Raw genomic sequence first — 13326 nt, forward strand, 5'->3', positions numbered from 1 at the left:
CGAATTCCTCAGCTCCCTTGAGTTTCGTTTGGGCGTCGGTTTATGCCGAGCGCAAAGAGGACTTTGGCCTGCAATTACAGCAGAGCGCTTGCGAAGTCGGCATAATCCCACTTCCGGCATAATGACCCAGCTCGTGCAGGGCCGTCCGGTGCCAGTTGATCGGCTCGAAATAGGCTTGCGGAGGCGGCACCTGCACATAGTCGAGCGACGGCATATAGAAGGCGCGATTACCACCGATACGGAACTCGATGCCGGTGGCCCGGATCAACGCCTCGACCCGAGGTTCGATCAGGCCCGGCGGCGGTGGCGGCGCGACTGCCGTGATGTCATCAGGCAGACCATCGCATTGTGCGGCGTTAAAGACCGTGAACCGCTTCAGGAACGGAATGGCATGCGCGTCCTCACCTTTATCGCGGGCACGGCGCTTTTCGTCCTCGGGGGTGAAACGGTCGGCATAAACGACAGTGGTGCCGCGTTCGCCCTTCCGGACATTGCCACCCAGCGAAAGCGCCTGACGGAACGTCAGCCACGATTGACCAGGGTAACCATGCTGGATGACAGCGCCCCAGAGGATCAGGATATTGATGCCGGAATAGGACCGGCCGGTTGACGCATTTCTCGGCAGGCCCAGCGGGGCGGTATCGGGCGCCGCACCCCAGGGCTGGACCCAGGGTAGACGCCCTTGCTCCAGCTCGGCGATGATCTTGTTGGTGATGTCGTCGTAAAGGTTGCTGCGCGCGCCACCGTCAGCGGGGCTGCGATCATGTCTGGCCATCGGGATGATCTCCGCGACGGGCGCCGGAAGCCTCTCTTCCAGCCCTCAACCCGTCACGGAAACCCCGTCCGCACTCTCACTCTCGGGGGGCGTTGCGGGGTCTCCCCGCTGATGGGGGTGCGTCGGCAACGCCAGTGCCGACCAGGGGGAAGGCTTTCCCCCAAATGCCTCTGTATACTGGACAAAAAGAGCTTTGCTGGTTTCTTATGCAAGCTGGACCGACTCGCGCCAGTCGGAAGACGAATATTGCATATCTAAGTATTTCCGAGGAATTTTCGTGGCCCGTTATAACCCAGATGCTGATCTTTCTCCACTTTACGAGACGATGGATCGCCTTCGCACTGATTGTCTGATCGGCGATGGTTCCCTGCTTTCACCTGGACGCTCACTCTGGACCGCTGAACACTTTGCAGATTTGCAACGTACCTACGTCCAGAACCTCGATGAAGGCGAAGGCAAGTTCTTTGAAAAGCTGAAAGTCCAGCTGTCTGACGCAACCGCTGAAGCGCACTGCCTGATGGCCGAGCTGATCTGGCTACTTTATGCCTTCCAGCGTGGCGATGTCTCTCCCCCGACCAAGGATCGGAAAGTCCGCGAGGTTTGGTCCTGGTCAGGCCAGGACTTGCCGCAAGATGTGGCGGCCCTGACCGAACAGGTCCTTTACGGTGTGGGCCGGGCTGGCCAAGGATATAACAACAATAAATGGCGCGAGCTCGTTCTGTTGATTACCGCCATGCAGGATCTCAAATCCAGGCCTGTTGATGAACGTCGACGCCTGCTTGGGGACGGCGGCGCATTTGCCAGTTGGTTCGAGATACAGGTGAACGGCGAAAATCGGCAGTTGCGCCATATCCTGCCCTTCCTGCTTTTTCCTGACAGCTTCGAGCGCATCAGCGCCGGCCAGCATAAACGGGATATTCTGGCTGGCTTCGGGGCCATAACCGCAGCCGATGTCGGTGCTATGAGCATAGCCAAGCTCGATGACGCACTTCTGACTTTGCGCAAGAGCCTTGAAGCCAAGCATGGTTCACACGTCGATTTCTACGAGGGTGACTTCAGGCCTGTCTGGCAGAAGCCGAAAGAAAAGAAGGCGCACTCGACAGATAAACTGGATGAAGAAGCCATCGTGCCAGCTCCATCCGGTTTTGAACTGAATACGATCTTCTACGGCCCTCCGGGTACGGGCAAGACATTCAGTACCGCACAACGCGCCGTCGAGATATGTCTAGGCCAGGTGGCGTCCGATCCGGGTGCAGTGCGCGCGTCCTATGAGCAACTGGTCAAGGACGGGCGCATCGGCTTCGTCACCTTCCACCAAAGCTATACCTACGAAGATTTCGTCGAGGGACTGCGACCCAAGCCGATGGCATCGGGGGCAGGCTTCACGCTCGAACCGGAAGGAGGCGTTCTGAAAGTGATTGCAGAGCGGGCGTCGAAGCAGGCCGGCAACCATGTCCTCATCATTGACGAGATCAATCGCGCCAATATCTCGAAGGTTCTGGGCGAACTTATCACGCTTCTGGAGGCAGACAAGAGACGGGGAGCGCCTGCGGCGATCACCGTCACACTTCCTTATTCCAAGACCGCATTCTCTCTTCCGGCCAATCTGTACATCCTTGGCACGATGAACACGGCCGACAGATCCATCTCGCTGCTGGATACAGCACTGCGGCGGCGTTTCGTGTTTGAGGAACTGCCACCCGATTCCGCAGAACTCGCAGGCATCGAGCTCGACGATAGTGCGCTCGATCTTGCAGCCATTCTGGACAACCTCAATCTGCGCCTTGTCTATTTTCTGGGAGAGGATGCCCAGATCGGCCACGCCTGGTTTATGGGCGTCAAGACGAAAGCCGACCTCGATCGGATCATGGCGTTCAAGGTCATCCCGCTGCTGCGTGAGTATTTCCATGACGACATTGAACGGGTTCGCATTGTTCTGGGTGGCGGCGACGGCTTCCTGAATCGATCCCCTATTCCGGTTCCCAAGGGGGCTGAAGGATTTGCTGAGGATCGGTATCGCTATTCCGATGTTTTTCGGGAAGAAGGCGGATATCCTGAAGCAGCTTACATGGCTCTTCTGGGACGGGAATAATGCCCAAGCAGAAAAGCCATTACTCTCTGCCGGAATGGTCCTCTCTGCCCATTGGCCCCGACGGAATCAGCGAAGGACAAGCCGAGCAACTGCATCTTGCCGCTATCACGGCTGCCCGCAGGCTTGGCGTGGCTGAGAACGGCGTACTGGCGCGCGGCTTTCGGCAGCTGGAAACCAAGCAGGTTTGCGGCATTATTTCCGTTCCAGGGATAAGTTTGGAAATACTGCCCAAGCTCACCGATGAGGACGGTGCATTGCGAGCAACCCTTGTGCGGATGATTGCGGTGGCCTTCGACATACCGCTTTCAGAAGGGCAGATCGCGCAGATGGGCGCACAGGAGAGCGATCTTCTCGAAGCCTTTATCAATCTGTTTGTGACACGCCTTGCAGAACAAGCGAAATCCGGTCTGACGCGCGACTATGTGCCAGAGGAGGATGTTTTGCCTAAGCTGCGGGGAGCGCTCGATGTGCGGCAGCAGATCGTTCACCGTTCGGTTGATCCTTCCCGCCTGCATTGCCGGTTTGACGAGTTTTCCGAGAACACGCCGCTCAACCGGCTGTTCAAGGCCAGCCTGTTGCGCATCATCTCCTTCGTGCACTCCGAGCCTCTGCGTCGCCGGATCGCTAATCTGACAGCCCGCTTCGCCGACATCCCCACCAGCCCCGCCCCCCTGAGGGAGCGGATCGTCTGGAACCGGATGAATGAGCGGTTTCGTCAGGCCCAAATGCTTGCGCGCATGCTGATGGAAGCAGAGTGGCAAAACACGAGTTCCGGACACGGCACGGGCATTTCGTTGCTCTTTCCGATGAACATGCTGTTTGAACGGTATGTTGCCCGCTGGCTGCAACGGGTTCTTCCGCCCGGATCAGTGTCGATTCAGCGTCGACAGCACACCCTGTTGCAACATGGCGCCTACCCTCTAATCCCCGACATCGTCATTGACACGCCTGAAGGTCCACTGGTCATTGATACGAAATGGAAGGATCTCGGCAAACAGCCCGGCTCTACGCCAAATGTGAGCCAAGCCGATCTTTACCAACTCGCGTCCTATGGGGCGGTCTACAACGCCAGCCGCGTCATACTTCTTTATCCAGGACGGAAGCACACGCCACCAACGACATGGCACTATACCGCCACAGACCGCAGAGTGGAAATCTGGCAAGTCGATTTGGCTCAAGTCCAACAAAGAAAGGATTGGGAGATAATCACTTATGCCATGATCCATTATAAGGAAAACGGCATTCCTCCTCGGGCAGATATTCTTCTGACGAGAGTAGTTTAGTGATGATCCTGCAGGCGGCCCGCGCAATATTTGAGGGAAATAGAAAGGAAATGAAAAATCGTGGCTTCATAAGCAGTTAGGGCCATGCAAAAATACTCGTTGCGCCGATCCGAATCGGACATCTCGCGATGTATAATTACAGAACTAACGACTAGACGATGGCATTATATTTGGGGGCGTGAAAATTGAAGCTACACAATGTGAAGATTGAAAACTTCCGATTGCTGCAGGACGTCGAGATTGGGTTCGAAGATAGAACCACGCTGATCGTGGGACGAAACAATAGCGGCAAAACATCGATTGCAGAGCTTTTCCGCCGACTCCTCTCAGAAAAGACTCTCACCTTCCGTCTCGAAGATTTTTCTCTCGGCTGTCACGAGAAGTTCTGGAACGCATTTGAGGCGTTCAGCGCCGGAGCGGAGGTTTCAGACGTACTGGATACACTTCCCGTCATTCGTATAATAATTGATGTTTCGTACGACGTTGACATGCCGGACCTTGGAGCTTTGGGCGACTGCATCATCGACCTAAATCCAGATTGTACATATGGGCGTCTTGTCCTGACTTTTGGCCCTCGACCCGACGCAACTACATTTCTCTTCGCCGATCTCCCTGCACCAGAAGAAGATGCAGAGAATGCCAGAAGTGCGCTTTTCCGTGCTCTGGGAGCGCGGGTTTCTGCCAACTACATATCGATTTTCGAAGCGATTGATCCTAACGATCCCACGAATAGGAAGCCGCTCGAAACGAAAGTGCTCACTGCTATAATACAAGGCGGCTTCATCAATGCGCAACGTGGATTGGGTGACGACACGAAACGCGAACGAGATGTTCTCGGAAAAGTCGTAGAAATACTTTTTCAGTCGGCACTAAGCGATCCGACCGACCCTGAAAAACGGACTACCGCCGAACAGTTGAAAAGCGCTGTCGAAGACATTCAAAGCGATCTGCACAGCGACTTCAATGTCAAGCTTACATCGCTACTGCCCACCTTCGAACTGTTCGGCTACCCCGGACTGGCTGATCCAGGACTCATCACTGAGACGAGCTTTGACGTTGAGAGGTTGCTAAGCGATCACACCAAGGTCCGTTATGTCGGGAAGAACGGGATAACACTTCCAGAAACCTACAATGGTCTCGGCGTGCGTAATCTCGTCTTCATGCTGCTGCAACTCTTGCGCTTCTTTCGTGAGTATCAGGCAACACCGACGGCGGCTGGAGTGCATCTAATATTCATCGAAGAGCCGGAAGCGCACCTTCATCCCCAGATGCAGGAGGTATTCATTCGGCAACTTGATCAGATCACGAATGCTTTCGTCACTCAATTGAACGATAATCACCCTTGGCCCGTCCAGTTTGTCGTTACGACGCATTCGCCGCACATGGCTAACGAGGCCCGCTTTGAATCCATGCGCTATTTCCTGTCGAAAGCGGACGAAAATGGCGTCCGGCGGACCATCATCAAAGACCTTCGCCGGGGCATGGGAACTGCGCCCGAGCCTGATCGGGAGTTTCTACATCAGTATCTGACTCTCACCCGTTGCGATCTGTTCTTTGCCGATAAGGCCGTCCTGATCGAGGGAACGTCGGAACGCCTCCTCCTTCCGACAATGATTCGAAAAACGGACAATGCGGCACCTGGAGCACCGCAGCTCGGCAGTCAATACCTCACCGTCATGGAAGTAGGCGGAGCCTATGCTCACCGCTTCTTCGATTTGCTGACGTTCCTCGAACTCCGCACATTGATTCTTACGGACATAGATGCGGTTCGTCCCAATGCAAACAACAAGCGCGAGGCCGTACCTGTCGCCCAAGGGCAATTCACGAGTAACGGTTGTCTAAAGGCATTGTATGGTGCCGATATATCTCCGGCTGCCTTGCTCATCAAAACACCAGACGAGAAGATTACAAATGGCAGGCGCATCGCGTACCAGATTCCAGAGCAGGATGGTGGAGCGTGCGGGCGGAGCTTCGAAGATGCGTTCATAATCGCGAACCCTGGCCTTTTCGCGCTTGGAGAGGAAGATGTTGCAACGGCGGCGTATGAACTCGCTGCGGAACAAAAAAAGTCCGCCTTTGCTCTGCAATACGCGATCACAAACACCGAGTGGATTGTTCCCCGTTACATCTCTGAAGGTTTGAGATGGTTGGCACAGGGTAATCCGGCCCCTGTGCCTCCCCCAGTGGCCGTAGCGGTCGAAATCCTCGCCGAAGCTGCCGGGGTCGAGATCGCCCCCATCCAGGGAGGCGAACATGGCTGAGGGACAAGAAAGCCCCGCAGATGCCGCTGGTCGCATTGCTCTGGAACGCATGTTCGCTTGCCTGGATGAAGGACGCAGCTTTCGTCTAGAGGCGGGCGCCGGAGCTGGGAAAACCTATTCTCTTGAGAGAGCACTTCGCAGATTGATTGAAAAGCAAGGCTCCGCGTTGCTGCGGCAGCGCCAACAGATCGGCTGCATCACCTACACCAACGTCGCCAAGGACGAGATCATTGCCAGAACGAACGCGCACCCTGCGGTGAGACCCGAAACCGTGCACGGTTTTTGCTGGTCAGTCCTTCAGGATTTTCAGCCTACACTGCGTGAACTGGTTCCCGGGTTGCCGACATGGGAGGAGCGGCTTGCGGAAACCGGCGGCGTCGGTCATCGTCGTATTCATTATGAACTTGGCTACCCCGGCGTGACAGACGATCAGGTGTCACTTCGCCATGAAGATGTATTGTCGCTGATGATTCAGGCGATGAGTCGCCCCAAATTTCGTCGGGTTCTGACTTCACGATATCCCATTCTGCTTATCGACGAATATCAGGACACGGATGCCGGTTTCGTTGATGGGTTGAAAGAGTGGTTTCTTGATCGAGGTGAAGGCCCCTTGATCGGTCTTTTCGGAGACCACTGGCAGAAGATTTACGGCGAGGGATGTGGGCTGGTGGAACACCAGGCACTGGAGGTTATAGACAAGCAAGCGAACTTCCGGTCCGTTGATCCGATTGTGCAGGTCCTCAACCGTATGCGTCCAGACTTGCCGCAGATGGTTAGCGATCCCGCTGCACAGGGTGAGACCCGTGTATTTCATACAAACAACTGGCCGGGGCAGCGACGAACCGGACAGGGAGGCGGCCACTGGAAAGATGATACCAGTCCCGAGGCAGCTCGTGCTTACTTTCAGCATATGAAGGATCGGCTGGCAGCCGAGGGCTGGGATCTATCGGTAGAGAAAACAAAAATACTGATGCTCAGCCACAGTATACTTGCTCGGGAGCAAGGATACGAGAACATTCGGAGCATCTATGGCCAGTTCAACGATCCTTGGTTGAAGAAGGATGATCCTCACATCAAGTTTCTTGCGGACCAGCTTGAACCCGCCTGCGCTGCGTTCGAGGCCAACCGGTATGGGGAAATGTTCGAGGCGTTCGGGTCGGGCATGCCGCGCATCCGTCGTCATGAAGACAAGATCGCCTGGACCAATGGCATGAACGTCCTCATTGCGTTGCGGCAGACTGGAACGATTGGCGAGATAATCGACTTCATCGCCGCCCAGCCGCACATGCGGCTGCCTGCCGCTGTGGAACAACGCGAAGCGAAGCTCGCTGAGGTCGGAGATGAACCCGTAGAAGGGGAACCCCGCCGGATTACACAGCTTAGAAAGCTACGGACGGTTCACTATACGGAATTGATAGCGTTGGATCGTTTCATCGACGGGCACACGCCATTTGCTACGAAGCACGGCGTGAAGGGCGCGGAGTTCGAGAATGTTATGGTGATCGTGGGACGTGGCTGGAACAAATACAACTTTGTACAGACCCTAGAATGGATGGATGCAGCGCCTCCTGCTGACAAACAGGATTTCTTCGAGAACAATCGGAATTTGTTCTATGTTGCATGTTCACGCCCCAAGGTGCGCCTAGCTTTGCTGTTCACGCAACTCGTTAGTCCCGCAGCGATGGCAAAGCTCACAGAGCTGTTTGGTGAGAACAATCTCGTAGCCCTGCCTCCTGATCCGGTCGTAACATGAGAGCAATTCTGAGCCCACTTCAAGAAGCACATGGAGACTATCGTCACAACCAGAGCCCGTTGTCTCACATGATCAAACGTACGAGTGGCCCGCGATTTCAAGCAAGACGCATTTCCTCGACAGCATGGATCGCGGGGCAATCTACATCATGCCGTCGCTCGATATCGAGTCGGCGCCCTGCCGATAGCCCAGAAGGCAACTTGAATGACTGAGAAATGATGGGGTTCGATCTGAGACAAAAAATTACCGAAAGCGGCTACGCCCTAATCTCTCAGCATCGCCCTAATGCTGACATCGTCGAAGTCGCTAACGAACTCGGTGATCCACTCACGCCTTGGGAAGGCGGTCTTGTCCAAACTTTAATTCCTCGCGAAGAATCGGCTCCGAATACATATAGCGGGAACTTTGGTCTGGGCCGTTTTCCGTTTCATACCGATCTTGCCCATTGGCGGACACCACCGCGCTACTTACTCCTACGATGCCTGATTGGATATGATGACGTTCCCACATTGCTGATCGATGGCCGCGAGCTCGTCAACTCCGTTTCTCGAGACACTCTCGCACGCGCAGTCTTCAAGCCACGCCGGCCCCGCCATGGAGCCCTTGTGCTTCTTCGCCTGCTCGAACGTACGTCAGATGGCACCGACCTCCTACGATGGGATGAAATATTTCTTCGGCCAGCGAGCAAAGTTGGCGACACCGCCGACGCCCAGATTCGTGATTGGCTTGCGAAACGTGACCCTTTGTCGATTGCCCTCATTCGTCCGGGGGATACCCTGATAATCGACAACTGGCGCATGCTGCATGCCCGTTCGCCGATACCGCCAGGACGAGAGGATCGTTCTATTGAGAGGGTATATTTGGGAGGGCTAAAATGAAGACGACAATCAAGCCGGGCGCAACGCCGGCAACCTTCGACCCGGAGGCACTCTACGCGAAGGCTGTGCGCTACATCCAGAACATGGATGAATATGACAGCGATAAATGGGAATACGCCCTCTGGTCGAGCCTCGCTCTAGAATTTCTTGCCCGCGCCGCTCTGGCAAATGTAAGCCCCGCGCTGCTTGCAGAAGCCGATAAAAATGGGTCGAATCTCTATTTTTCGCTTGGCTTCACTCCGTTCGAAGAGAGGTTCTCGCCGAGATCCATCGCAATCAGCGAGGTGTTCAAACGCCTTTCAGGGATACTGCCGGAGTTCACCAAGGAGCATGAGAGCTTCGGTGTCGTGCATACCGGCAAGCGCAATGCCGAGCTTCATACTGGCGAACTCGCATTCGAGGGAATTAGGGGATCGACCTGGCAACCAAGATTCTATCAGACTTGCCAAATCCTTCTGACGTCAATGGGCATCCCACTCGATGAGCTTCTTGGCGAAGACGAAGCGGAGGTTGCTAGGAAGCTGATCGATGCAGCTGCAGATGAGAGTGCGAAAGCCGTGAGGGGGGACGTTGAGGCGCACAAGAAGGTCTGGAACGCCAAGCCAGAACACGAGCGCGCGACGCTGCAAACGCAGGCGTCAGTGTGGGCCACCCGTCAAAGCGGTCATAGAGTCGACTGTCCGTCATGTGCGTCGACCGCACTTGTGCTGGGAGAGCCGGTTTCGGCCCCAACGCAGAAGCTCGACGACGACGAAATCATCGAGACACAGGAGTATCTCCCGACGCATTTTGAATGCGTAGCCTGCGGCCTCAAGATTGCTGGCCTCTCCAAACTCGCCGCAGTGGGGCTCAGCGATCGATACAAGAAGACTCAGACCTACGATGCAGCAGAATACTATGCTCCCGCTGACGATTGGTCCGACTACGAAGACGACAATAACGAGCGTTAATAGTCGGCTCAAGGTAACTTGGCCCGATACACCATTGATGCGCTGCGGAGAGCGGTGGAGAGAGCCCTAAAGAAAACTAGCTGCCACGGAGCGGCCGAAGGAGAAGACTATGGGCGCGCGAGATGAGTTCTCACCCAGAACCAAACAAACACTTGCAGAACGAGCTGCGTACTTCTGTTCGAATCCTGACTGCCTGAAGTTGACTGCGGGGCCACATTCGGATCAGGCGAAGAGCCTGAGAACCGGTCATGCCGCTCACATAAGGGCCGCCGCAAGCAACGGGCCGCGCTACGATAAGAACCAAACTCCTGAACAGCGCAAGCACATCTCAAACGGCTTGTGGCTTTGTAGGGAATGCGGTGACATCGTTGATAAAGATGCTTCGCCTCACAAGCCCGAACTTCTCCGTCAGTGGAAACGTGACCATGAGGCGCTGATCGCGGAGGTTCGCACGAAAGGCTATGCGCAAAGCCTCGTGCTTTTGCAGACACGGCAACAGGCGCCCCAGCTTGCGAAGGACATAGTCTCAGAATTTGAGGACCATCGCGCACTCTGGGAGTCGTTTGACGCAGAGTTTCCCGACCGGGTTCGCCAATCGCTGGACCGTCTGCGGTTCAGGTTACTTGATTTACGAAGGGGGCTACCCCAAGGTAGCGAACTGGATCAGGTACTCCAATCATTGACGAAAACGATCCTGACGTTCTTCGTTCAAGTCGAGGAAATCGACTTGGTGACGCTACGTTGCGACAGCGGAAACCCCAGTTGGTTGCGGTTTAGAGATGCGCTAGCGACGCTGCGGAAGTCGGTCGGACTGCAGCTTTTCCATCTTTGCGATGCTTACAAGACGAGTCCCACCGATGAACTAGCACAAATAATGCCCCGAACCGACTAACAGAGCGATAGTGGAGTACATCGCCACCAACCGACCCGTCCCTTTTCTACGCCAAAGCATCCCATTCGCCGCACAGCGTTTCCCGAGACCTTCCCTACGCTGACATTCCGCGGTTCCATTGCCCCAGCCCCTTTCCGGGGATGGGATTTTGGAGACGATGGCGGTCAAGCGAAACAGGATCAGCATCGAGGTTACAGCCTCGACCGGACCGGAAACGGACCGGAATGATCCCGCGCGGAGAGACGCTGCCTTGATGTCGCTGGCTCGCCTGATCGGTCGCCAGATCGCCCGCGAGCAGTTCGAGCGGAAGCTGGCAGCGGAACGCAAAGCTCAACACCACCTTCGTAGTTGATTTGCAATTCCTCTTGCATTTATACGTGTAACACGTATTTTATAAGCGGACCTATTCTCCTGGAGTCTGCGATGCCAACCACAACATCCCTCGAATTCCAGCGCAAGTTCGGACAGTATCTGAACGAGTCTCATCGTGAGCCGGTAGAGATCACGCGACATGGCCGGCGCGAGTTTGTGCTGATGTCGGCCGCCCAATATGACGAGTTGCTGGCAGCGGCGCAGCGCAGCGGCAAAGCCGTCGAAGCCGCCTCCGAACCTGAACAGAATTAACTCGCCCCCTCACACGGAGCTTGAAAGGACTGCCGATATGACCCGCGTTGCGCTCTATGCCCGATATTCTTCCGACCATCAGCGCGAAGCTTCGATCGAGGACCAGCTCCGCATCTGCCGCGAACAGGCGAAGCGCGAGAAGTGGAAGATCGTCGGCACCTACAAGGATGCTGGCATCTCAGGCGCGAGCATGATCCTCCGCCCCGGCATTCAGGCACTCCTGCAGGACGCACAGGCAGGACAGTTCGACGTTGTGCTGGCAGAGGCACTGGATCGCATCAGTCGTGACCAGGCTGACGTCGCCACCTTCTACAAGCACCTCAAATTTGCTGGCGTTCCGATTGTCACGCTGTCCGAGGGCGAGATCAGCGAGTTGCATGTCGGCCTCAAGGGCACGATGAACGCGCTGTTCCTGAAAGACCTCGCTGCCAAAACCCATCGCGGCATTCGAGGCCGCGTCGAGGACGGCAAATCGGGTGGCGGCCTGTGCTTTGGCTACAATGTCGTCAAACAGCTCGATGCGCGCGGTGATCCCATTCGCGGGGATCGGGAGATCAACGAAGCCGAGGCGAATGTTGTCCGGCGCATTTTCCGCGAGTTTGCCGCCGGCGTGGGTCCGCGCACAATCGCCCGCACCTTGAATGAGGAGGGTGTCCCGGGTCCGGCTGGCAAGCTCTGGAGCGACACCACCATCCGCGGCCATGTGAAGCGCGGCACGGGGCTGGTCAACAATGAACTCTATATCGGCCGTCTGATCTGGAACCGGCTTCGTTATATCAAAGATCCATCGACCGGAAAGCGGGTGTCACGCCTGAACCCGGAATCCGATTGGATCATCAAGGATGTCCCGGAGCTGCGCATTGTCGATGACGAACTCTGGCAGTCCGTTCGTGTCCGGCAGGACGAGATCGCCGAGAAGTTTGCCAACGTCACCGAAGCCGTGCGCAAGCACCACAAGAAGAACCGCCTGAACGGCACTCGTCGGCCGAAGTCCCTTCTGTCCGGCCTGGTGTTTTGCGGCTGCTGCGGAGGCCCCTACTCGCTTCGCGGCGCTGATCGGTTCGCCTGCTCGAACCACATCAGCAAGGGTGCCTGTTCAAACAGCCGCACGATCCCGCGTGAGGAACTGGAAGCCCGCGTGCTCTCCGGTCTGAAGGACCGCATGATGGCACCTGAGATCGTTGAGGAGGCGATGCGCGCTTATGCCGAGGAGACCAACCGGCTGAACCGGGAACGCCGCTCCAGCGGCGATGCCTGGAAAGCGGAACTGGTAAAGATCGAGAAGCAGATCCGCGGCATCATCGAGGCGATCAAGGCTGGCATGTTCCATGAGAGCATGAAGGCTGAGATGGACACGCTGGAGGCGCGCAAGACCGAACTGAACACCCTGCTGGCCGACGCGCCAGAGGACACACCGGACATTCTGCCGAGTGCCTCAGCGATCTATGCGAAGAAGGTTTCTGCCCTGACCAAGGCGCTCAACCGCAAGGAAGAGCGGCAGGAAGCAGCGGAGACATTGCGGGGCCTGATCGAGAAGATTTCGCTGACACCGGGGCCGGAACGCGGCGAGATTTACGCAACGCTGCACGGTGAACTGGGCACGATCCTCAATTGGACGGAACGGCAAGCCATTGGAAAGGCTGCAAAAACAACAAAACCCGCAGCGGATGCTACGGGTTTGTCGTTATCAGTGGTTGCGGGGGTAGGATTTGAACCTACGACCTTCAGGTTATGAGCCTGACGAGCTACCGGGCTGCTCTACCCCGCGCCATTTTGCGCGTGTTTTGCGCGGCTGCGCCTGTCGTGCTGCGTCTGGCG

The 13326-nt window shown here is 56.2% G+C and carries 10 protein-coding genes, 1 tRNA gene and 1 pseudogene; 9 read left to right on the forward strand and 3 right to left on the reverse strand.

Annotated features, from left to right (window positions below; translation table 11 throughout):
• Positions 1-40: 40 nt before the first annotated feature.
• Positions 41-775, reverse strand: a complete 735-nt coding sequence (locus IT41_RS18185) for an ArdC family protein (protein WP_425320068.1) — start codon at positions 773-775, stop codon at positions 41-43.
• A gap of 277 nt (positions 776-1052) precedes the next feature.
• Here IT41_RS18185 and IT41_RS18190 point away from each other — a divergent pair, with 277 nt between their 5' ends.
• The 9 genes and pseudogenes from IT41_RS18190 to IT41_RS21980 form a co-directional block, all read left to right on the forward strand.
• Positions 1053-2867, forward strand: coding sequence for an McrB family protein (locus tag IT41_RS18190; RefSeq protein ID WP_013368620.1), 1815 nt, complete (start codon positions 1053-1055; stop codon positions 2865-2867).
• Positions 2867-4150, forward strand: a complete 1284-nt coding sequence (locus tag IT41_RS18195) for an McrC family protein (RefSeq protein WP_036744038.1) — start codon at positions 2867-2869, stop codon at positions 4148-4150. Before IT41_RS18190 ends, IT41_RS18195 begins: the two co-directional genes overlap by 1 nt.
• A 200-nt stretch (positions 4151-4350) precedes the next feature.
• Entirely contained in the window at positions 4351-6411 is a 2061-nt protein-coding gene (locus tag IT41_RS18200) for an ATP-dependent nuclease (protein WP_231564822.1), read from the forward strand.
• On the forward strand, positions 6404-8164 hold the full coding sequence (locus IT41_RS18205) for a UvrD-helicase domain-containing protein (RefSeq protein WP_036744041.1): 1761 nt from the start codon (positions 6404-6406) through the stop codon (positions 8162-8164). Before IT41_RS18200 ends, IT41_RS18205 begins: the two co-directional genes overlap by 8 nt.
• 215 nt (positions 8165-8379) lie before the next feature.
• A complete protein-coding gene (locus IT41_RS20340; protein WP_013368615.1) occupies positions 8380-9042 on the forward strand; it encodes a Fe(II)-2OG oxygenase family protein in 663 nt (220 codons plus the stop codon).
• Positions 9039-9992 (forward strand): hypothetical protein, encoded by a 954-nt coding sequence (locus IT41_RS18210; RefSeq protein WP_013368614.1) that lies wholly within the window; start codon positions 9039-9041, stop codon positions 9990-9992. Before IT41_RS20340 ends, IT41_RS18210 begins: the two co-directional genes overlap by 4 nt.
• 109 nt (positions 9993-10101) lie before the next feature.
• The gene (locus IT41_RS18215; protein ID WP_036744044.1) at positions 10102-10884 is read left to right on the forward strand and encodes a hypothetical protein; all 783 of its coding nucleotides are present in this window, start codon (positions 10102-10104) and stop codon (positions 10882-10884) included.
• Between the two features lie 423 nt (positions 10885-11307).
• Positions 11308-11508 carry a type II toxin-antitoxin system prevent-host-death family antitoxin gene (locus tag IT41_RS18225; protein ID WP_036744045.1) on the forward strand — a complete coding sequence of 67 codons (201 nt, stop codon included), beginning with the start codon at positions 11308-11310 and terminating at the stop codon, positions 11506-11508.
• A 37-nt stretch (positions 11509-11545) separates the two neighbouring features.
• A pseudogene (locus IT41_RS21980) lies at positions 11546-12601 on the forward strand (recombinase family protein); the annotation flags it as partial.
• A 3-nt stretch (positions 12602-12604) separates the two neighbouring features.
• Here IT41_RS21980 and IT41_RS21985 read toward each other — a convergent pair.
• The gene (locus IT41_RS21985) at positions 12605-12838 is read right to left on the reverse strand and encodes a hypothetical protein (protein ID WP_036744048.1); all 234 of its coding nucleotides are present in this window, start codon (positions 12836-12838) and stop codon (positions 12605-12607) included.
• Positions 12839-13199: 361 nt separating this feature from the next.
• Positions 13200-13276 (reverse strand) — tRNA-Met (locus IT41_RS18240).
• Positions 13277-13326 lie beyond the last annotated feature (50 nt).

Origin of the sequence: Paracoccus halophilus (assembly GCF_000763905.1) — a bacterium.
GTDB classification, from domain to species: Bacteria; Pseudomonadota; Alphaproteobacteria; order Rhodobacterales; family Rhodobacteraceae; genus Paracoccus; species Paracoccus halophilus.